The organism is Sphingobacterium thermophilum (assembly GCF_039541675.1).
Taxonomy (GTDB): Bacteria; Bacteroidota; Bacteroidia; order Sphingobacteriales; family Sphingobacteriaceae; genus Sphingobacterium; species Sphingobacterium thermophilum.
Genome location: NZ_BAABGR010000006.1, coordinates 266,676 through 288,791, shown reverse-complemented (window position 1 = coordinate 288,791; position 22,116 = coordinate 266,676). Strand labels below are relative to the sequence as shown.

Genomic DNA, 22,116 nt, shown 5'->3' with positions numbered 1-22,116 from the left:
TAACCAATTATAAACCTAAATTATGATGCACAAAATTAAGGTTCAACCATTAAAAAATCAAGAGCTTTAACAATTTTTAACTTAATAATTTAAAACCACTCGAATTAGTATAACTAAAACCCTTGAAATCGATATAAAAATACAACTAAAAAATCAAAAAACAAATATTTTTATAAAAATTTCACACAAGAACATAAAAAACCTAATAAATAACATTAAACACATATAAAAAAACGCAAGAAAACTATAAAAAAAACACTCAAAATCACTCTTTTCACTAACAAATTCAACTAAATACAAAGAAAAAATATTTAAAAATCATTATGTACCTTTGTAATCAAAGGTAAAAAGTATGTTTACAGGAATAATTGAGACGTTAGGAGTCGTAAAAGACATAAAAAAAGAGCAAAGCAACTTACATTTCTATATTGAATCGCCCATTTCGAATGAACTTAAGATTGATCAAAGCGTTGCACATAATGGTGTATGTCTTACCGTGGTAGAAGTAGCCAACAATGTACATAAGGTTACCGCCATCGATGAAACCTTGCGTAAAACCAACCTAGGCTTTCTACAAATAGGCGATATAGTTAATTTGGAGCGTTGCATGCCCGCCAATGGCCGGTTTGACGGACATATCGTTCAAGGACATGTAGATCAGACGGCAACATGTATTGAAAAAACTGACCAGCAAGGAAGTTGGCTCTTCACATTTCAATATGACACATCAACAAATAACATTACGGTAGAAAAAGGTTCTATAACCGTAAATGGAATCAGCCTCACGGTCGTAAATTCACAAAAAGATAAATTCTCCGTAGCGATTATCCCTTACACCATCGAACATACCAACCTTAAATTTGTAGAAGAGGGTGATATTGTAAACTTGGAGTTCGATATTGTAGGAAAATATGTTTCAAAAATAATGGCTCTTAGAGATTAAGAGCCATCTTTATTCCAAATAGCTGCTCTGCCGCATGAGCAATGCTCTGTATTTATTGAATACGGCTGACTTAGAAATAAACCCTAAATAGGTTCCATCCTTATCCAGCACGGGCAGTATCCACACATCATCCCTATTCATCTTTTGCATTACAACTTCCATATTCTCATCGAGCAACACTGTATCGTTAGGTTTCTGTGCCAGTACTTCAAACGGCAGGTCAGCTCCTTTTTCCTCACCAAGAAGAATAGAAAATAAACGCTCACTATAAATAATCCCCAGAAACTTACCCTTCCTATCTACTACGGGAAAAATATTCCGTTTGGAATGTATAATATCCGTTTTACGCATGTTGGGCGTCTCTTCAGGATAAAGCACTACAAAATTGTGCTCTATAACATACCGCAATTTCATCATGCTCAATACCGTCCGATCCTTATCCTCATACGAAATGAGGTCTCCCGAATCGGCAAGCACTTTAGTATAAATGGAATGTTTCATCCCATAACGGTTAATCAAATACGATATGGAACAAACAATCATCAAGGGCACCATCAAGGCATAACTGCCCGTCACCTCCGCTATGAGGAAAAGGCCGGTCAATGGGGCATGCATGATACCGCTCAAGGCTCCTGCCATTCCTGCCATGACGAAATTAGGAACATTCAGCTGTATGATACCAGTCATATTGACTCCATAAGCAAAAGCAAAGCCTAGCAATCCTCCCATCACCAAACTAGGACCAAACACACCTCCATTTCCACCACTATTGACGGTAATCAACGAAGCAAAGGATTTGGCAAATAATGTAAGGACCGTATAAGCCAACACCACCCACGTCACATTCTTAAAATCCGAAAACAAACTATTTTTTACGACAGCATTAAAGTGTCCGTCTAGCAGTTGCTGTATGGTAAGATACCCTTCCCCATACAGAGCGGGAAAGATGAAAATAAATATCCCTAATAACACCCCACTTACCCACACCTTAATATAAGGACTATGAATCCTTGAAAACCAAGACTTGATAGTTTGGCTGAGCTTTGAAAAATAAATTGTATAAACTCCAACTATAGCTGCCAATAAAAAATAGAAAAATAAAGCTTCTAACTCCCAATGGGTAGTATTAGTATAAAACAAAGGCTCACTATAAAAAATCTTGGACACTACTGCCGCCAATGCCGAAGATATAAGTAATGGAATTAGCACCGGAATAGAGAAATCCGTAAGCAGAATCTCTATCGAAAAGATCATTCCCGCTATAGGGCTGTTGAATGCGCCCGAAATACCGGCAGAGGCCCCACACGCTAAAAGCATAGTCACCTCTTTATAACTCAATCCAAAGAGCCGCCCCATATTCGATCCTATAGCCGCTCCACTATGGGCTATAGGAGCCTCTAAACCCGAGGATCCTCCGAAACCTACCGTAAACGCCGCCGTAATAATCTGAGAATAAATATTGTGTGGCTCAATACGGCTAGATTTCCGTGAAATAGCGTAAATGATGGGCGTAATGCCGTGTTCAAACTTTTTTCCTTTCAGGATTTTCCGTATATATAATACGGATAGCAATATACCTATAAGAGGAAAAATCAGATAGATAGAATATTTGTAGTGCCAGTCTATATCATCCTGCAGAAAAGAAGCTATAGAATGAGTTAGGCCTTTTAGCAAAGAGGCTGCAATTCCTCCTACAATACCTACAACAAATGCTAAGAATATCACAAAGTTACGATTGGAAACCTTGTGCATCCTCCATTTATTCAGCTGATGTATCTTGTTTGCTATTATTCCCACAGTTTTTATAAATCAAAACCCATTACTTCTTTTTTCTTCTTAGACTTAAACTTTTCTGGCACTATAGCCAATATCTCATTTTTCAACGTATTTACCGCCTGTTTCTTTACATAATTTTGCGTAGTGACAAGTGAAATTTCACGTACAGGCTCCGGCGCCTTGAAATAACGCACATGCGCAAGCTGATCTTCGTCATAATTCATGATGCTCATCTCAGGAAGTATAGTCACTCCCGAATTGATATCCACCATGCGTTTCAGGGTCTCTACAGACCCCGTATTGTAGTCGAAAGTACCATCCAAACCATAATTATGCTTGAAGTTACAAATATTTAATACTTGCCCTCGCATACAATGTCCCTCATTAAGTAGCCACAACTTCTCCTGTGCTATGTCGTCCGTACTCAAAACTTTCTTTTGATAAAGTGCACTCTGATCCGAAACATACGCTACAAAAGGTTCATAAAACAAAGGTGTTTCCATAATATTATTGTCTCCTAGCGGCGTAGACAAAATACCACAATCCAAAATACCTTGCTTCAACTCCTGTACAATCCTCTCAGTGGTATATTCCCAGATCTGAAGCTTTACCTTAGGATATTTATTTAGAAAGGCTGTAATCACATCAGGCAATAGATAAGGCGCCACCGTAGGGATAACACCTATACGCAGCTCCCCTTCCAATTCTCCTTTCTTTTCCAAGAGTATCTCTTGGATTTTCTTACTTTCCATCAACACTACTCTTGCCTGTTCAATAATTTTCATCCCTATCTCTGTAGGAACAATCGGCTGGCGGCTTCGATCGAATATTTTCACCCCTAAGGACTCTTCCAGCTTTTGTATCTGCATACTCAGCGTAGGTTGGGTGACATAGCACTTCTCTGCTGCAGCGACAAAACTTCTATAGGTATCGACCGCAACGATATATTCCAATTGAACTAAGGTCATATTATAGATAGTATTTATACAAAAATAGAAAATTATATACATTGACTTATAACTATGTGTATCCATGACTAAAAAATGACTTTTCAAGACGTCTTAATTTTCCCTACTGCCACATAAACAAAAGATTTCTTACTTTTGATAAAATATAGATGAGCAGAAAATGAAAGTAAAATCATTAGTGTTAGCAGGTTTGCTGCTCGGTGCAGCACCGATTTTTACCGCATCCATTCCGGATGAGGGAATGTTTCCTCTGAGTGAGTTAAGCCGTGCAGGATTGAAAAAAGCAGGACTGAAAATAAGTGAAAAAGATATCTACAATCCAGGACAGATAGGTTTGGTGGATGCCTTGGTGCAAGTTTCCGGCTGTACAGGGTCTTTCGTCTCCCCTAACGGATTGATCATTACCAACCACCACTGTGCTTTCAGTGCCGTACAGCTTGCTTCAACACCGGAACACAACTACCTAGAAAACGGTTTTATTGCCTCTACCTTGGAACAGGAAATTGAAGCAAAAGGTCTTACCATCCGTATAACAGACTCTTACGAAGACGTTTCTGTCCGCGTGTTAAACGCTGTAGCCAACATAACTGACCCTATAGAGCGTATCAATACTATCAAAAAAGTATGCAACGAAATAGCAAAAGAAGCGGAAGCGAAAGACCCGAGCATCAAAGCCGAAGTTTCGGAAATGTTTATCGGTAAGTCGTATGTGCTTTTCCGTTATAAGACTATAGAAGATGTGCGCTTAGTGTATGTTCCTAGACAAGATATAGGAGAATTTGGTGGTGAAACCGACAATTGGGTATGGCCGAGACATACCGGAGACTTCTCTTTTCTTCGTGCGTATGTAGGACCGGACGGAAAACCGGCAAAGTACTCGAAAAACAACGTGCCTTATAAGCCTAAGAAACACTTAAAAGTAAATCCTAAAGGAGTAGAAGAAAACGATTTCGTGTTCATCCTCGGATATCCGGGAAGAACATTCCGTCATAGACCGGCACAATTCATCGAATACCAACAGCAGTTTTTACTGCCTTACGTTTCGGAACTTTACGACTTCCAAAACCAACAGATGTTGCAGGCTGGAAAGGAGGACAAAGCCATAGAATTAGCCTTGGCCACACGCGTAAAACGTAATGCCAACGTACTCAAAAACTATAGAGGAAAATTAAAGGGCTTGCGTAACATAGACCTTATAGGCTCTAAAAAGAAAGAAGATACCGAATTGGCCACATTCATTCAATCCAAACCTGAGCTAAAAAGTAAATATGGCACCCTGATGGAAGAGATAGACAAACATTACCAACTGGTATTCTCGGATGCTATGCGTGAGCTGTGGTTCAATAATATGTACACAGGAATACGAACCTTCCAGATTGCAAGAGTCATTCAGGACCTCCAACAGGCTGTTGCAAACCAATCGAAAGATGCGGATAAAAAACGTATTTTTGAAAGTAACAAAGAAAATGTGCTGAAACAGCTGTCCAATATTTTCGAAAGCTATCACCTTACTGTAGATAAAAATATCGCAGGACATATGTTTGCGCAAGCGTACACCTTCCAAGACAAAAACACAATAGAAGCTATCAAAACTAAAGGCTTCACCAATGCTGAGGCTGCGTCGACATATATACAGCAAGCTATCCAGCTTTCTAAGCTTACATCTTTGGAAAATATCAAGTCTTCAGTATTGAAAGACTATAATACGCTTGCATCGTATTCGGACGAAGTGCTCAAAATCCACAAAGATTTAGTAAATGAGCTTGCTGTCTTCAGAAAAGAGCTTACACGACGGGAAGGCATTCTTAACCGCCTCATGGGAGATTATGTTGCTGTAAAGGAAATTTATCAGGCAAAAAATTTTATTCCTGACGCCAATTCTACACTACGCCTTACATTCGGTAACATCAAAGGCTATAGCCCTGCCGATGCTACCTATATGGCTCCCTTCACCTCCATCAAAGGCTTAATCGAAAAAGGAAATTCAGGATTACCTGAATTCAGATACCCGCAGGCAATCAAAGAAGCGTGGGAGAAAAAAGACTTCGGCCCTTACGTAAGTAAGAAAACCAATGAAGTGCCTGTAAACATGCTATACAATATGGATACTACGGGAGGAAACTCAGGCTCACCAATCATGAATGCCTATGGCGAGCTGGTAGGTGTCAACTTCGACCGCTCGTACGACGCCACCATCAACGACTTCGCGTGGAATGAAAGCTATAGCCGCTCTATAGGTGTGGATATACGTTATATCTTATGGATTGCCGACAAAATTGACAAGGCACACTTCATCCTGAAAGAAATGGGAATTTAACAGCAAGGAGCCTAAGGCTCCTTGTTTTTTATAGTTTAGAATCACCATATGAAACAAATTATACTTTGCTTATTCGTCTTAGTCTTTCACAGCCTTTCGGCACAGACAAAAATCAGCCCGGAAGAGGCGTATCATATTATAACAAAGAAAGCCAGTAAAATCCAACTGTTGGATGTACGCACACCAACAGAGTTTGAAGAGAAACATCTAGAAAGAGCACTTTCGGTCGATTGGAACAACAGTGCAATCTTTGAAGAGGTCGCAAAGACCTTAAACAAGAAAAAGCCTGTATATGTGTACTGCCGATCAGGCGCCCGCAGTGCCAAAGCAGCTCAAGTTCTTACAGCTCAAGGATTCAACGTCGTGGAAATCGAAGGCGGTATTTTGAATTGGGAAAGCAAAAGTCTTCCTCTTGTCGAAAAAGAAAAACCGATTACCAACATGACATGGGAAGCATATTCCAAAGAAATAGCCAGCAACGATGTTGTCCTGATAGACTTCTATGCGACCTGGTGCCTCCCCTGCAAAAAAATCGAACCTCATATTGACTTTATACAGAAAAACTACAAAGGAAAAGTAAAGGTCCTCAGAATCGACATAGACCAAAACAAACAGTTGATGCAACAGCTACAAATAAGCAGCATTCCTTATTTAGTAATTTATAAACATGGTCAGCAGACTTGGAACTATAGAGGATACATAAAACTCAAAAACATAATTAAACAGCTATAAAATCATGGAAAAAATCACCCTAGTTGCTGCAACTCTTTTCGGAATTTTAGCGATAATTTTGGGAGCATTCGGAGCGCATGCCCTCAAGAAACTTATCTCCACTGAAAAACTGGCCTCCTTCGAAGTCGGTGTACGCTATCAGATGTATTCTGCACTAAGTTTACTAATCTTAGGCTTGCAGTTGAATTTTCAGGAGCATATCACAAAACTAGCTGTATATTGTCTTATTTGTGGCACCATATTATTTTCCTTTAGCATCTATCTCCTATCATTTGCAGAGTATTGGAAAAAGAACTTAAAATTTCTAGGTCCTATCACTCCCTTGGGGGGATTGTTGATGATTACAGGATGGATTTTGTTATTGATTAATTTTATTAAATAAAAATTTCTAATTTTATCTAATAAAACCAATACTAAATTTACTCATGCAACATCCAGAACTACTAAAAACACTTAAAGAGCGGTTTACTAAATATAAACATAGGCATCCGGATATAGGTTGGGATGTCGTCGAACGAAAACTAGTGGACAATCCTTCAAAACTTGAGAGCCTTCGTCAAATGGAAGAAACCGAAGGAGAACCGGACGTCATAAGCTATGATTCAGAGACGGACACTATTATCTTTGCAGACTGTTCGGCAGAAAGTCCCAAAGGAAGACGTAGCCTTTGCTACGACGAAGAAGCTTTGGAGTCGCGCAAGCTACATAAACCTGAAGATTCTGCTCTTCACCTTGCACAAATGATGGGGGTCGAAATCATGGATGAGCAGCAATATATCGAACTACAAAAAATTGGAGAATTTGACCTTAAAACCTCCAGCTGGCTTAAGACGCCTGCCGACATCCGGCAACGCGGAGGAGCAATCTTTGGTGACCGCCGATATGGAAGAGTATTTATATATCACAATGGAGCAGAATCCTATTACGCTGCTCGTGGCTTCCGTGCTATATTAAAAGTGTAAGAATATTAGATATCCTGAGCTATAGCAAAACCGGAAGCCCAGGCCCACTGAAAGTTATAGCCGCCAAGCCAGCCTGTAACATCCACTGCTTCTCCTCCGAAATACAGTCCGGGATATTTCTTGGATTCCAAAGTGCGCGGATTAAGCTCGGAAGTGCTTACACCACCACGCATAACTTCCGCCTTATCGTAGCCTTTGTCTCCTGCCGGCTTCACTCTGAACCTATGGATTGTATCGACTATGGTTTGGGCATCTCCCTTACTTAGAGAAGCAATTTTTATATCTATAGGAAGATATTTTCCCAATGCGTCCACCATCTTTCTGGAAAAGTAGTCGTTCAGCAACTGCCCTACAAGCCTTCGTCCCCCTTTATTTCTTTCCTGCTTAATCAACTCTTCCAAGCGAAAGTTTGGTAACAGATCTATGGTAATGGTCTCTCCGGGCCGCCAATATGATGAAATCTGAAGAATGGCAGGACCACTAAGTCCCCAATGGGTAAACAAGATATTTTCCTCGAAAGAAATCTTATCGTTATATACCTTAGCAAACACTGTATTTCCTGCCAAGGAAGCATACCACTCGGCATCTTTTCCTGTAATAGTCAAAGGCACCAAGGCCGGTGCCGTAGTGACGACCTCAATATCCAGTTGCCGCGCTATACGCAAGGCGAAGTCTGATGCCCCCAATTTGTATACCGGTAAACCTCCGGAAGCAAGGACAACCTTCTTGGCCGTAAGCTGCTGTTCTATACCTTCTCTTTCTAAAGTAATACGGTATTCTCCTTGTTTCGTCTTTTGTACTTGCGTCACCAACGTGTTGAGCCAAATATCCTGACCTGTCTCATAGAGTAGTTTGGTAAATGTGGCTACAATATCTTTAGCCTTATTGGAAGAAGGAAACAGCTGTCCCAAAGTTTTTTCCTGAGGTTCAATACCTCCGAAATCCTGAAAAAAGCGAATGGAATCTTCTACAGTCCATTGTGCAAAGACAGCATTTAAAAACTTAGGATTCTGTGACACAAAATTGTCTATGGAAGTGCCTAGGTTGGTGTAGTTACATCTTCCTCCTCCAGAGATCAATATTTTAGCTCCCGGTTTGTCATTCCTCTCCAAAATCAGCGTCTGCTTCCCCAACAAACCGGCGTGGGCAGCACACATCAATCCGCAAGCCCCTCCACCGATAATTATAGCGTCGTAGTTTTTCACTTCCTAAATTTATGCGGGCAAAGATAAGTGCTCTAACGATAATTGACAACTCCATTTAGTAAGCGATTAACTCGCCCGCTGCCGGCACTACTCTTTTCTCTTTCCATGAAAGATCGCCCAGCTCCAAGATGCGAATCACGTCCCGAGCCTGTTCTGCAGTGATATATAAGGCTTCTTCTCCACGCAAGGTCGCCACTATATTTTTATAGAAATCCTGTCCGCTCCCTATCTCACTCAACACATATTCATGTATATCCTGTCCATTTTCCAAAAGCGACAACGACCCTTGAATATCTGCCGATTCTACTCCCCAATCCGGCCTTTCTTCGGGGCGTACCCCAGCGCGCAATAGGTTTTCCTGCGGATCTACGCCACGCTTAACGAAAGAACCGTTCATGCCATATATCGCAAAGCGCGGTGTAGGCTCTTTAGCCAACATTTGTCCTTTCAACGTGACCTTGAGTCGAGGATAAGATAAAATATATTCAAAGTCGTCAACAGCCTTTGCCCCGTCCCTTTGTATTCTCAAGTCGGCAAATACGGATTCCGGAGCGCCAAAGAGCTGCAAAGCCTGATCAATAAGATGCGCCCCCAAATCGTAATGAATACCTGAGCCCGGTAGGTTTTCCTCACGCCACGCTCCAGGCCTCAAAAAGTTCCGAAAACGATCAAAACGCGCTTCATAACTTACCACACGTCCTAGCCGACCTTCAGCAAGCACGCGCTTCACCGTCTTAAAGTCGGAATGAAAGCGAGCATTATGATGAACAGACAGTAACAAACCTTTTTGTTTCGCTAAGGCGATCAGCTCGTCAGCCTCGCGGCTGGTATTAGTAAAAGGCTTTTCTACGACTACATGTTTTCCTGCCTCCAATGCCTGCTTGGCCAAACTGAAATGCACATCGTTTGAGGTGGCTACCACCACAATGTCCACCTCCGGGTCATTGATGATTTCATCTGCCGACAGCACACCAATAGCGTCAGGATAACGTTCCGCCAGCAGTTTTTGGTGTTCCTCACGACGGGCCGTGACTTTATAGAGCTCCAAATCAGAGTTACCAGCAATAAAAGGAGCATGAAAAACATGTCCTCCTATAGAAAACCCTATCAATCCAATTTTATATCTTTTCATAAAAGTTTAGGTGCATATAAGATGCCAAATATAATTACGTCAAAGTTTAGGTGCATATAAGATGCCAAATATAATTACGTCGATATAAAAAAATAATCTAACCGCTACGGCGGTTAGATTATTTTATGCTTTTAAATATACGATTTAAAAAATATATATTACATCCGCTCTGGAACTTTAATTCCCAAAAGACGCATAGATTCCGCTATTATTCTTGCTGCTGAGGCCGACAAAGTAAGACGGAAAGCCTTCACATCCTCATCTTCGGCTTTAAGGATACTTTCCTCATGGTAAAATTTGTTATATAGCTTAGCCACTTCATAAGCATAATTTGCCAATTGTGCAGGACTAAACTCTTTTGCTGAAGCTTCCACTATAGACGGATATTCCGAGAGTGCCTTGATAAGATCCAATTCATAAGATGACAGCCTTCCAGGATTTACTTTTGTCTCATTTTCAACATACCCAGCTTTACGAAGCACGGACTTGATACGGGCGTGTGTATATTGTATAAAAGGTCCCGTATGTCCTTGGAAGTCTACAGACTCGTTAGGGTCGAACAACAAACGTTTTTTAGGATCTACCTTCAAAAGGAAATATTTCAGCGCCCCCATACCTATAGTATGATAAAGCTCTGCCTTTTCTTCCTCTGTAAAATCTTCCGTTTTTCCCAGCTCTTCGGTGCGGGTCTTCGCCGTCTCGATCATTTCTGCCATAAGGTCGTCCGCATCTACCACCGTACCTTCACGCGACTTCATCTTGCCGGAAGGAAGGTCAACCATGCCATACGACAGGTGAAACAAACCGTCAGCCCAAGGTCTTCCCAGCTTTTTAAGGATGGAGAATAAAACTTTGAAATGATAGTCCTGCTCGTTACCTACAACATATATAGACTCATCCATGCCGAACTCATCGAATTTCAGCTGAGCTGTCCCTAAATCTTGTGTAATGTAAACAGAGGTGCCGTCACCACGCAATACCAGCTTTTGGTCCAATCCTTCATCGCTAAGGTCAATCCATACCGAATTGTCCTCTTTCTTGAAGAAAACACCTTTGTCTAGTCCTTCCTGGATGATGTCTTTTCCTAAAAGGTATGTATTCGACTCATAATAATATTTATCGAAGTCCACGCCAAGCTGTTTGTAGGTCGTTTCAAAACCTTCGTACACCCAGTTGTTCATGGTCTTCCAGAGGGAGATAACTTCTTCGTCCCCTGCTTCCCATTTGCGGAGCATCTCCTGTGCTTCCAACATCAATGGAGCATTCTTCTTGGCTTCTTCTTCTGATAAACCTTGCGCCTTTAGAGCATCTATCTCCTTTTTATACTCCTTATCGAATACCACATAATATTTTCCGACAAGGTGGTCTCCTTTCATCCCTGTAGATTCCGGTGTTTCGCCGTTGCCAAACTTTTGCCATGCCAACATAGATTTGCAGATGTGTATACCTCGGTCATTCACTAAGTTGGCTTTGATAATATCATAGCCATAGGCTTTTAGGATTTCTGCCACCGAATAACCTAAGAGGTTATTGCGTATATGTCCTAAATGCAAAGGCTTATTGGTATTCGGTGAAGAGTACTCCACCATGAGCTTTTTGCCGTTTGCCGGAAATTTACCGAAGTCGGCAGCAGCAATGGTATTGTTTAGTAAGGCTATCCAATAGCTATCAGACAGCGATATATTCAAAAAGCCCTTAATGACATTGAAGGCCGAAATAGCTTCCACATTAGCTTTGAGATATTCACCTATTTCAGTACCTGTCTGCTCAGGAGATTTTTTGGAAAAACGGGTTACCGGAAAGGTCACTATAGTGATCTGCCCTTCAAATTCTTTGCGTGTATCTTGTAAAGAGATTTGGGATTCCGGAATGTCTGCACCATACAGCGCTTTTACAGCGGCAACTGTTTGTTCAACTAACGTTTGTTGTATCGTATTAGCCATGTAATTAAAACGTAAAATTTTATCTTTCTGATAATGAACGAGAAAAATAACAACCTAGGTATTTAGGTATTCATTACGAAAGTATATCTTTGCAAAAATAATAAAAAATGCAGAGCTATCAGGAATTTCTTGACTTAAGTGTTGGTTTTCCACAAGAAGGATTCGAAGTCATTAACGACGAGTTGTATTTTCACGATCTCAATCTCATGGAGATGATTGAGACGTATGGTACACCTTTACGTTTTACTTATCTCCCTATAGTTAGTAAAAAGATTCAGCAGGCCAAGATTCTGTTTCAGACGGCCATACTGAAAAACAATTATAGGGGATCATATAAGTATTGCTATTGTACCAAATCGTCTCACTTCAAACATATCGTGGAAGAGGCGTTGAAAAATGACATCCATTTGGAGACGTCGTCTGCATTCGATATGCCGATGATCGATTATTTGGAGAGGGCTGGTACGGTGACCAAAGACATTACAGTAATCTGTAATGGTTTCAAAACGTACCAGTATAAGCAGTACATCATCGACATGTTGCATGATGGCTTCAAAAACATCATTCCTGTGTTGGACAACAAAGAGGAGTTCAACCTGTATGATGACGAGATCGAACTGGATGAGCCATGCAACTTAGGTATTAGGGTAGCTGCTGAAGAACAACCTGATTCTCAATTCTACACTTCCAGATTGGGAATCCGTATTGAAGACGTGATTGATTTTTACAATCACAAAATTGCCAACAACCCTAACTTTAAAGTCAAGTTGTTGCACTTCTTTATCAATTCAGGTATTTCGGATACGCCGTACTACTGGAACGAGCTGGAGAAATACGTAACCCTGTATTGTAAGTTCAAAAAAGTAAATCCGGATCTAGATACGTTGGATATCGGTGGAGGTATGCCTTTCAAAGACTCGTTGGTTCACGACTTCGACTATGAGTACATGGTAAATGAGATCGTTTACCGTATCAAACAAATCTGTAACCACCATGACGTTGTAGAACCGGACATTATTACCGAATTCGGTAAATACACTGTTGCAGAAGCTTCCGGTATCCTTTACAAGGTGTTGGGTCGCAAGCAACAGAATGACCGTGAGAAATGGTTCATGATCGATGGTTCGTTTATCACCAACCTTCCGGACGTATGGGCGTTAAACCAGAAGTATATCTTATTACCGATAAACAACTGGGATTCCGAATACGAAAAAGTAAACTTGGGAGGTATTACCTGTGACGGTCAAGATTATTACAACCAGGAAGCGCACATCAACTCGGTGTTCATGCCTAAGACCAGAAAAGTACAATACTTAGGTTTCTTCCATACAGGAGCTTATCAGGATGTACTATCAGGGTACGGCGGTATACACCACTGCTTGCTGCCTTCTCCTAAACATGTAATTATCCGTCGCAACAGAGATGAAACATTCAACTTTGAAGTTTTTGGTGAAGAGCAAAACTCAAAACAAGTAATGAAATTATTAGGCTATTACTAATGGTCCTAAAAAATAACCAAAAAACGCTGAACATTCTGTTCAGCGTTTTTTGGTTTCGGCAATATTATTTCACATCTACTGTCGTGAATACGATTTGCTTATATCCGTCTTTTTCATAAAGTACTCCAAGCTTATTTTTCTTGACCAATACCATATCACTGTAGGCAGCATACGCACTTCCTTTGTATCCTTCAGGACTTTTCGCTACTACCTTATTGAAATACCAGCTTTTCCCTTGATCTTTGGAAAGTCGTAGAGTCAGGTTATCACGCTTGTTTTCATCTGCAGCATTGAGGTGGGCTAGGATAAAATTTTTTCCCTTCTTCCATGAAAGTACTGCCCCCTGATTGATGGGATCCGGAAGATTAGGGTCCGTCCCCGACGATGCCCAAGAATGACCTCCATCATGCGATATGGAGATTATCCGCTGTTTCGGCGTGAGTCCTTGATTACGAGAAGTCATATAGACAGTATTATCACCAACCTGTGCTGCCATAGACTCATTAGATCCGGGATAAGGGATGTTTTCGCTAAGCCTAAAGGTCTTACCATGATCATCCGAATAGTAGGCATGTGCATTCCAATCTCTGTTTTGCGGCTGTGGATCCCCGGCATTATGATTAGCTGCTACATAGATTCTTCCCTTCTTCGGGCCTGTTATAAACTGAAAAGCATGTCCCGGCGTGTTGGCATATGTACGCCAGTCTTCTGAAAAATTGTAGGAAGCATTAACCTGAGGCTGTTTAGGACGATGAACCTGTAAAGTGATGTTAACAGGTTCTGACCATGTTTGCCCTCCATCTATGGAAGTCTTATACCAAGCTTCACGTAAGCCCTTACCTTTTCGTACTTCTCCTTCATGGTTATTCCCTGTGTTATAAAATAAAAACAAGCGCCCCTGTGGATATGATGGATCCAGCATATCCACTACCGGTGCAGGATTACCGGCCTGCAATTTGTCATAATCTACCACTACTTGCAAAGGCCCCCATGTCTTTCCACCGTCTTTACTTATCTTGCAAACAATATCCACGTTCCCAAAGTCGCCGGCGTGTTCAACTCTTCCTTCTGCAAAAGCTATCAGCTCTCCAGCCTTACCTTTCACAATGGCCGGAATACGATAGGAAGCATACCCATCATCTCCGGAGCGGAATACCGTAACTTCCTGCCCCTTGACAAATAGGACAGAAGTAATCAAACAAATACCTAGAAAAAGTCTCTTCATGTTATACTATTTAAATTATTATTTTTTTTGTTCCACCGGAATAAATGTAAACATCCACTTCACAGGATTTTCCCAAGTTCTGCCTCGAAATTCAGCAACAGGAATTTTTATAAGCACCTCATTCCATCCCCTTTCCAATTGGACATAGGTAGGTTCACGGAAGGCGTAGCCCTCATCTACCAAAGGTATCTCTAGGTCACCTTCCTGTCCTGCCTGCTTCCAAGATGGTGGATTGATGCGCTGACCATTGACATAGACCTCACTACCCTTGTTGTCCCATGTATTCAATTGTGGAGAATCCGTCTTATAGGATCTCGACAAATCATTGAAGCCTATCCAAAACGGCTTTAGCCCCTTCTTTGCAGACCATAGTTTGGTTCTGGCATACCACGTCGTGTTAGGTTTAGGATCAGGGATAGCTGTCTCTATAATAGAACCGAACCAATGACGTAGAATAACAGTTCCCCCTTCCACCACTTTGTACACTCTCAATCCGTCTGCAAATGGCTCCTTCTCTATTTCAAATGCTTTATGAATATCTCCTCCATTGTCATATGGACCTATAAGCTCCCACTCTATCCCAGTCTGTTTTACATACGGGAAAGGCAGGGATTCAAAATATAACTCTTTATGTAGCAGAAGCCTTCTTTCAAAATCCACAAAATCTGAATAGTGTGGGTCATCCTTTGAAAGAATATTGCTTATCCACCCGGCACGCCCTCCTCCACGCCATATACGCTCCGCAAAAGCCAATATTGAAGGGTATATGGCACTTTGGAAAAACATATCTCGAGGTTGAGCCACAGCTCTGTCGGGCCAAGGGCATAATGTGGCCCCTAATAGGTTAGCATGTTCTCTATCTACTTCTCCAATCTTTCGGTGGAAAATCGTAGTTACGGATTCCAAAGGATCCATATGATTTATATACAGATGTTTGGATTCAATATAGACCTTATCTCCCTTTTCCTCAATAAGTTTTGGGCCTCCCATCCAAAGTTGACGTATGGTCTGAGGTGACAGATTACTGCCGGGCTCCCATCCTATAGTTTTCTTATAACCAATCTGCTCTACATATTTGGTGATCTCCGGCATAAAGTTCATATTGGTAATCTTAACCTCATCGCCTCCGATATGTAAATATTCCAATTCAGGGAAATTCGTCCTAAACTCGGACAGCAATTCTTTGATATACATCATGCCGGAGTCCGATTGCATATCTACACCAAAATAGCGACGAAAGGCTGCACTATGCCCCGGCATATCTATTTCAGGTAATAGAGTGATATATCTATCGCTACAATAACGGATTAATTCTTTAAGGTCTTCTTTTGTATAATAAAGTCCTTTCCATCTTGTCATGACCGATGCATCCGTCAGCCCCGGATACTTGTCACTTTGCAGGCGCCATGCTATATCTTCCGTAAAATGAAAATGCAAGACATTAAGTTTATAGCGAGCCATGATGTCTACTTGCTCTTTAATCATCTCCAATGGTTGGAAATTACGGCCAACATCGATCAGAAAAGCTCTCCACGAAAAGGCGGGCTCGTCTTTTATAGAGACATATTGTATGCCTCCCCGATTGAGCTTAAACTGCCGCAAGGTTTGCAAAGCATAAAAAACACCTTTAGCGGAAGGCGATTTTACCGTTATACCCTGCTGATTGATATCCAATACGTACCCTTCCTCTCTCACACCTAATCCTTTATCTATTTGCAAGGTAATAGTAGGTAGCTTTTTCTTGCTCGTACTATGTACTGTAACTCCCCACCCTTGAAGAATGCTATGAAGCACTGTAGCTTCCCTTTGCAGGTGGGAGGAAGTTTTTTCAATTACCACGCCATTTTTTAATGATAAATTTTTGTCGTGCCATTGCACTTCAACCGGTAAGGGAATAAGTGCCTGCTGCCCCCACAATAGGGATGAGGGCGCAGCACTTAGGAACAAAACAAACAGATATATGATATTACGCATGCTGTTTTCTCTTTTTAATTAACTAACGAATCTTTAAACTGAAGGTGGAAACGGGTATTCCGTTATCTCCAATTAGATTTCCCTCAGAATAAGGTGAATAACCATACTGCAAACAATTAATATCTTTTATATTTTTAATTACCAAAGAATTACCCACAATAACCACATCTTTTACTTCAACTATATGACCTTTGGTATTTAAGTAACGTAAATCGCGTATGATTGGACCATGCTGAAGGCTCAACACCTTGCAAGGATTGAATGTGACTACGAGTTGATCCTCTTTAAGCTCATAATGCACGGGTTGCGGGGACCGTGTTTCGATGCTGTGACCATAAGTAAATTGTAGCAGTAGATTAGCCAAACGCTGTCCTAAAACAAGTTTATTACGGGGATGCACATCGGTAGGGTGTCCCAGATCGCTAGATACGGCCATATATACTCTAGGAAGTTCATTGGAAAGGCGTCGCTGCGAATCTCTGAAATCGGGCCATGAAGGTCTGTTGATGCTTGAAAGCTGCACAAAATAAAAGGGCAGCTCCTCACCCCATATCTTGCGCCATGAGTGTACCAAGATCCGAAACAAATACTCGTGGTGCTCTACATTGTGAGCATTGCTTTCTCCTTGATACCAAAGGACGGCTTTAAAGTGCACATCTTTCCATCTACTGATACCCGCCTCATAGTTATACGCAGGTTCATAAGGGTGTCGTTGGTGCCTCACTTTACTTAACTCCAAATTTTTAGCCGCCCTTTCTCTACAAAAATCTTGAATGAAATCGGAATATCGCCACGAATGAATATAAGAAGCTAGCAGGTTGTCATGCTCCAAAACAGGACGCGGAATCCAGGATTCTGTATTCGATCCTCCTACAGAAATATCCACAATGCCTACAGGAATATTTTGCTTCTTATGAACTTCCAAAGCTGCCATATAAGCTATAGCCGAAAAGTCGCCAATATTTTCGCGTGAGCTCACCTGCCAGCTGCCAGAAAAATAGTTTAGCTCGTTCACCTCTTTCAATATCTCTGGGGGCCACGCTACGTGCGCCGTTTCCACAAGAGGCTTATTTTTAAAAATTCGTACTTGAGAATATCCTTGTGCCTCCCTTAATATGGAATCTGCACCTAATGCAGCTTTAAGGGGGAAAGCCATATTGGACTGTCCTGAAGACAAAAAGACATCCCCAAACAAAACATCCTCTAAAACAATCTTTTGTGATTGTGTATTTAAAGTTATAATATAAGGACCTCCTGCAGGTTGAGCGGGCAACTCAACCTGCCATTGCCCCAACTTATTAGCCCGGGTCTTTATCTTTTTACCATTAAAAGAAACATACACTTGTTCAAAAGCGGAAGCTCGTCCATACAGCTTATTAATTTCATCGCGCTGCAATACCATATGGCTTCCAAAAGGGTACTCCACTGCAAGATCTTGTTTTATAGGTTGGAGATATTTGGCGACATTCTCAGCCAGCAGGGCAGCTCCACGGGCATTAGGGTGTAAATAATCGTCAAACAAGTCTATACGGCTCGCTAAAATTGTATGGTTGTCGATAAGCTCCGCATTATTGACTTTAGAAATATATGGTATAAGATTTTGAATCTCATCAAACCAAGCTCTGGTGCCGGACAGGAATCGTCTATGCCCACTAAATATCGGCGTCAACAGACATACATATACCTCCACTTGAGAATTCACCTTCCGAAAATCCTCAATCAATGCGGTATAATCTCCTATAAATTCATACCTATAGTTAGGCCAATTTCGTGGATCTGTATCATTCAGACCCAATGCTATGACAATAATGTCGGGACGAAATTGTAAAGCTTTCTGATAGGCTTGCGTCTTATGATATGGATTATGTCCTTTACGTAATAAGGTTGCCCCCGAATGACCGAAATTACCCACCAGAAAGTCTTCTCCCAGTATCTGTTGAAGCTGCGCCGGATAGGTGTCGGCAGAGTCCGTCAACCCATAACCTTCGGTTACCGAATCCCCGATACAGGCCACCCTTTTTTGTGCTTGAACACTAAAAAGCCACTGCAAAAGACAAAAAAGAAGCAACAACATCTTATGCAAGCTGTTCATGAGCTTTAGGTTTTAAAACAGTGAGTTGGATTAATAAAACTACAAATACTATCCCTGCTAACATAGCGAAGTCAGAGCCAAGCTTTCCTTCGTCGGCCGAAGCTCCAAGGAAGTTGGTGATGAAAGCTCCCGCAAACACCCCCACCATATTCATAATACCATAGGCTGTAGCCCTATATTGTGGAGCTACAAACTGACAAAGGATAGGCATATTGTTGGCATCGAACATACCGAAGCCGAAGCCAAACATCAGTCCTGCTCCCACAATAGCTCCAACAGATGTCCCGTAGCCGATCAAAAAGACAGCCGGAATAGTTAAGCCTAAGCCTATAGCACTGGTATATATACGGCCCTTCACATGATGTTGAATCCAACGGTCGGATAAAATACCTCCGAAAATTACGCCCAAGAATGAAGACAAGGCAATGGTAATGGTCGACAAAGGACCTGCTTCTTCCATCGGTATCTGCAGATTTTCGGCAAACAGCGTAGGAAGCCAGTTTTTCGTTGCCCATCCCGGCAGGCTGGGTACCGCAAAATACAATAGAATTACCCAGAAAGCCATATTGCTAAATAGAACAGGAAGCACTTTGAAGGCCGAAAGCCCTCTTTCCTTATCCTGCTTTACAGCACGATGTTTTATTTCGAAAAGTGTAAAAATTAAAATCACCGCATAAATAATCCCTATACTACCGAAAAGTGCAAAGGTAGACTGCCACGTCAGATGAGACGACACCGTCGCTCCAAAACCACCCAAAGCCTGCCCCATATATAGACCTGTCATATGTATCCCTACGGCTAGAGATCTAGTCTTATCGCTATGGTAGTCGGCAATCAAAGACAATCCTGCTGGAATGTAAAGAGCCTCACTGATTCCCATCACAGCCCGTAATACGTAGAGCTGCTCATATGTGGAAGCATAGCCCATACCTAGGGTTACAGCAGACCACACGAAAAGACTCCCCACGATAAGCCACTTTCGGCTTAGCTTGTCTGCCAACATACCTGCCACAGGACTCATAAATCCATAAATCCAAAGGAATACGGCCATCAGGTTACCGAAAACGGCAGCACTTTGCAATGAGGTGATATCCACAGACATTGCCGGCCGCATGGTGGATAGTATCTGCCTGTCCATATAGTTAAGTAAGGCTACGCCCCACAACAAGGCGACGACAAGCCACGGATATATTTTACTGTTTCTCATAAGTTAGGTTTATCAGAATGTCAACGAATCTCCCCCAGCAATATTTGAGGGGTACGCACGCCCGCTCTTATTTCGCCGCTTGGAATGATGACAGTGTTTTTATACAGCAAGGCTATGGTGGTAACAGGACTTTCACCCTCCAGATCATTTAGAGCATCCCACTTTTTTTCCTTTATACTATAACACCATACCCTACGTGTGAAGCCCGGATGATTACGTTGTATATCGTTCTTTTTTTCAATAATTTTTTCTCTTTCTTCCCTATGGTCAGTTTGCTGAGCCGCCATAATGAGTTCCTCTACCTTATGATAGGTTTGTGCATTATCTCCTCCCACAATAATCAGGTTGCCTTTGTAATAGATACCTGTACCTGCAGCCAAAGCTTGAGGTAAGGAAGCAATCTGCTTTACCTTTCTATTAGGAAGATCTACTTCATAGACAATATCGTAAAAAGTGGTGACGGCCATACTATTTTTTCGCCTACCTCCGACTACATACAGACGCTGATACCCATCTCCCACTACTATACTATGGCTCACCGGATTTGGCAGCACTGCAATCTCTTCCCATGAAGCATTCTTCTTTTCTCGATTGAGACGGAAGATTTTATTGGACACTTCCTGCTCATTTTCTCCTCCCACCACATACAGATGTTTTCCTATTAAGGCTGCGGCAGCATTTGTGAGTGGAAAAGGAAGTGGCTGCAACGCTTCTCTTATTACTTTATCCCTCTGTAAAGAATAACGGAATACGTCTGCCGTGGCCTTACCATTTCTCTCTCCCCCAAAGGAATAAAAGACTTTAGAGTCTCCTGCATTTGCACAATAAGCTAGGCTGTCGGTAAATTCCTCCGTACTTAAAAGATGTACCCCTTCCTTATCCCTTAACTGATAGATGTAAAGCTTCTTCTGGTATCGCTTCTCACCTCCTTCCCACGGCATAGCCTCAGGAAAGTTGGCTCCTCCCGCAATAATAAGCTTGTCATCCAAGATGCCTGCCACCGGTCCAGCAAGCCCCAAATGCAATGTGCCAGCCTCCTGTGGGAGAGTTGTAACAATCTTCCAATCAATGTAATTAGGCGATGAATCCATCGTACATGAACCTAATGTAATACAAAACCACAATCCTAATAGTGATACTTTCTCTGAAAACATCATTTCGATTTAAACGTATCAAATCCGAGAGAAGCAACCTCATCCTTAAAAGCTTCAAACTCTGCCTCACCCATATTGGATACCGGCAGCCTAAACTCACCACAATCAACACCTACAAGTTTCATATAAGCCTTGCCGGTAGCTATACCTCCATATTTACCCAAAAGACGGATCATATCGATGGACTTCTGCTGCAATTGATTAGCCTTTTCTAAATTACCGCAATTATACTGAGCTATCAAATCGTGGTACAGTGGTGCCGCATAATTATAGGTACTTCCTACGGCTCCTGTACATCCTAAAACCAATGCGGAAAGCATATTTTCGTCTCTGCCCCACAGCATGTTATACTTTCCATCTTCATAATTCATGCAGGAAAGAAAATCCATAAAATCTTCGTGCGTAAATTTTATTCCTTCAAAATTCGGAATTCGATTGTTCACCTCCCGAAGCAAATCATACATGGCAATATAACATCCAGTCAACACCGGAATATGGTAATAATAGAATGGAATGTTTGGAGAAGAACCCGCAACTTCGGCACAACAGGCAGCCAGTTGTTTTACATTTGCCGGCTTGAAATAAAAAGGGGCCGTAAAGGCTACCGCATCAGCTCCTTCCTCTTCTGAAATAGTGGCTAGCATCTTACATTCCTTGATATTTGTGCCTCCCAAAAACATAATCAACGAGAACTCCTTATCTTCTTTAGTAATAGAGGTCCAAGCCTTAAGAACCTCCACCTTTTCTTCAAATGTAAGAGATACTCCTTCGCCGGTAGATCCACAGATAAAAGCCCCTCTAACACCATTATCTTTCAAGAGCTTAAAATATCTCGGAATAATTTCTAAGTTTAATGCTCCCTCCTTGTCAAAAGGTGTAAAAGGAGCTGCAATCAATCCATCTATTTTCTTCATCCTTAATAAACATTAAAACTTGATAAATAAGCCGTCACACCGAACATGTGACGGCTTTCCCCTAAATCAATCA

17 protein-coding genes are annotated in these 22,116 nt (G+C 41.5%); 6 read left to right on the top strand and 11 right to left on the bottom strand.

The features are described 5' to 3' along the window. Positions 1–352 precede the first annotated feature (352 nt). The gene (locus tag ABD873_RS03295; protein WP_345064602.1) at positions 353–943 is read left to right on the top strand and encodes a riboflavin synthase; all 591 of its coding nucleotides are present in this window, start codon (positions 353–355) and stop codon (positions 941–943) included. Between the two features lie 9 nt (positions 944–952). Here ABD873_RS03295 and ABD873_RS03290 read toward each other — a convergent pair whose 3' ends face one another. Both ABD873_RS03290 and ABD873_RS03285 read right to left on the bottom strand, forming a co-directional pair. After that, the gene (locus ABD873_RS03290; RefSeq protein WP_345064601.1) at positions 953–2,740 is read right to left on the bottom strand and encodes a chloride channel protein; all 1,788 of its coding nucleotides are present in this window, start codon (positions 2,738–2,740) and stop codon (positions 953–955) included. A 5-nt stretch (positions 2,741–2,745) separates the two neighbouring features. After that, positions 2,746–3,687, bottom strand: coding sequence for a hydrogen peroxide-inducible genes activator (locus tag ABD873_RS03285; protein WP_345064600.1), 942 nt, complete (start codon positions 3,685–3,687; stop codon positions 2,746–2,748). A gap of 160 nt (positions 3,688–3,847) precedes the next feature. On the opposite strand from ABD873_RS03285, the gene ABD873_RS03280 reads away from it, so the two are divergent. The 4 genes from ABD873_RS03280 to ABD873_RS03265 are packed head-to-tail and all read left to right on the top strand — an operon-like array spanning position 3,848 to position 7,698. After that, a complete protein-coding gene (locus tag ABD873_RS03280; protein ID WP_345064599.1) occupies positions 3,848–6,004 on the top strand; it encodes a S46 family peptidase in 2,157 nt (718 codons plus the stop codon). A 48-nt stretch (positions 6,005–6,052) separates the two neighbouring features. Next, complete coding sequence (locus ABD873_RS03275) at positions 6,053–6,736, top strand: thioredoxin domain-containing protein (protein ID WP_039053817.1); 684 nt, start codon at positions 6,053–6,055, stop codon at positions 6,734–6,736. A gap of 4 nt (positions 6,737–6,740) precedes the next feature. Next, on the top strand, positions 6,741–7,118 hold the full coding sequence (locus tag ABD873_RS03270; RefSeq protein ID WP_345064597.1) for a DUF423 domain-containing protein: 378 nt from the start codon (positions 6,741–6,743) through the stop codon (positions 7,116–7,118). A 43-nt stretch (positions 7,119–7,161) separates the two neighbouring features. Further along, positions 7,162–7,698, top strand: coding sequence for a DUF4256 domain-containing protein (locus ABD873_RS03265; RefSeq protein ID WP_052258837.1), 537 nt, complete (start codon positions 7,162–7,164; stop codon positions 7,696–7,698). A gap of 5 nt (positions 7,699–7,703) precedes the next feature. Here the strand turns inward: ABD873_RS03265 and ABD873_RS03260 are convergent, their stop codons facing one another. The 3 genes from ABD873_RS03260 to argS form a co-directional block, all read right to left on the bottom strand. Beyond that, complete coding sequence (locus ABD873_RS03260; protein WP_425568686.1) at positions 7,704–8,855, bottom strand: BaiN/RdsA family NAD(P)/FAD-dependent oxidoreductase; 1,152 nt, start codon at positions 8,853–8,855, stop codon at positions 7,704–7,706. A gap of 103 nt (positions 8,856–8,958) precedes the next feature. Then, positions 8,959–10,035, bottom strand: coding sequence for an oxidoreductase (locus tag ABD873_RS03255; protein ID WP_345064592.1), 1,077 nt, complete (start codon positions 10,033–10,035; stop codon positions 8,959–8,961). A gap of 158 nt (positions 10,036–10,193) precedes the next feature. Next, the gene (gene argS, locus ABD873_RS03250; protein WP_345064590.1) at positions 10,194–11,978 is read right to left on the bottom strand and encodes an arginine--tRNA ligase; all 1,785 of its coding nucleotides are present in this window, start codon (positions 11,976–11,978) and stop codon (positions 10,194–10,196) included. A gap of 107 nt (positions 11,979–12,085) precedes the next feature. On the opposite strand from argS, the gene ABD873_RS03245 reads away from it, so the two are divergent. Next, a complete protein-coding gene (locus ABD873_RS03245) occupies positions 12,086–13,477 on the top strand; it encodes an arginine decarboxylase (protein ID WP_039053329.1) in 1,392 nt (463 codons plus the stop codon). Between the two features lie 64 nt (positions 13,478–13,541). On the opposite strand, the gene ABD873_RS03240 is transcribed toward ABD873_RS03245, so the two are convergent. From ABD873_RS03240 to ABD873_RS03215, 6 genes are read right to left on the bottom strand one after another with little or no spacing between them, the layout of a single operon-like run. Next, positions 13,542–14,702 (bottom strand): sialidase family protein, encoded by a 1,161-nt coding sequence (locus tag ABD873_RS03240; RefSeq protein ID WP_345064587.1) that lies wholly within the window; start codon positions 14,700–14,702, stop codon positions 13,542–13,544. 18 nt (positions 14,703–14,720) lie between these two features. Continuing rightward, complete coding sequence (locus ABD873_RS03235; RefSeq protein WP_345064585.1) at positions 14,721–16,676, bottom strand: family 20 glycosylhydrolase; 1,956 nt, start codon at positions 16,674–16,676, stop codon at positions 14,721–14,723. 22 nt (positions 16,677–16,698) lie between these two features. Beyond that, positions 16,699–18,768 carry a GDSL-type esterase/lipase family protein gene (locus tag ABD873_RS03230; RefSeq protein ID WP_345064582.1) on the bottom strand — a complete coding sequence of 690 codons (2,070 nt, stop codon included), beginning with the start codon at positions 18,766–18,768 and terminating at the stop codon, positions 16,699–16,701. Beyond that, on the bottom strand, positions 18,752–19,975 hold the full coding sequence (locus ABD873_RS03225; RefSeq protein WP_345064579.1) for an MFS transporter: 1,224 nt from the start codon (positions 19,973–19,975) through the stop codon (positions 18,752–18,754). The genes ABD873_RS03230 and ABD873_RS03225 overlap by 17 nt, the downstream gene beginning before the upstream one ends. A gap of 20 nt (positions 19,976–19,995) precedes the next feature. Then, positions 19,996–21,132 (bottom strand): Kelch repeat-containing protein, encoded by a 1,137-nt coding sequence (locus tag ABD873_RS03220; RefSeq protein WP_345064576.1) that lies wholly within the window; start codon positions 21,130–21,132, stop codon positions 19,996–19,998. Continuing rightward, positions 21,129–22,043 carry a dihydrodipicolinate synthase family protein gene (locus tag ABD873_RS03215; protein WP_345064573.1) on the bottom strand — a complete coding sequence of 305 codons (915 nt, stop codon included), beginning with the start codon at positions 22,041–22,043 and terminating at the stop codon, positions 21,129–21,131. The genes ABD873_RS03220 and ABD873_RS03215 overlap by 4 nt, the downstream gene beginning before the upstream one ends. Positions 22,044–22,116 lie beyond the last annotated feature (73 nt).